1 protein-coding gene is annotated in these 552 nt (G+C 45.8%); it reads left to right on the forward strand.

Annotation, left to right across the window (positions count from 1 at the left end):
* Window positions 1-552, forward strand: a 552-nt coding sequence (locus K6V48_RS12165; RefSeq protein ID WP_222369867.1) for a transposase, incomplete at both ends; no start/stop codon positions are given.

The following is a 552-nucleotide window of genomic DNA, read 5'->3' on the forward strand; positions in this document are numbered from 1 at the left end:
ATTGACCCGACGGAGATTTTCATAGACGGAACTCATATTAAAGCTGCGGCTAATAATCGTAAGTTTATCAACCAAGAGGTGGAAAAGCAGGCCAAATTCATGAGTGAACAGCTGGAAATCGAAATTAATCAAGATCGGGTAAAGCACGGAAAAAAGCCGCTCGGGCCCGCCAAAGAGCCAGAGCCCATCGCTAAGAAAATCTCTACAACCGACCCAGAAAGTGGCTGGTTCCACAAAGGTGATCATAAGGAAGTTTTCGCTTATTCTGCCCAAGTTGCCTGTGATAAGTATGGCTGGGCACTTGCTTATAGTGTTGAGGCTGGCAATATCCATGACAGCCAGGCTTTTCCTGCACTTTTCGCCAATCTTGAACCCTTGAAACCAGAGTATATCATTGCGGATTCGGGCTATAAAACTCCCAGTATTGCCAAGTTTCTAATTGATAAGGAAATCACTCCTGTCCTTCCCTACACCCGTCCCCGTGGGAAGAAGGGACAACTTCGGCCTAAAGATTTTGTCTATGACGAACACTTCGATTGTATCCTGTGTCCT

Source organism: Streptococcus suis, assembly GCF_019794555.1.
Lineage (GTDB): Bacteria > Bacillota > Bacilli > Lactobacillales > Streptococcaceae > Streptococcus > Streptococcus suis_AB.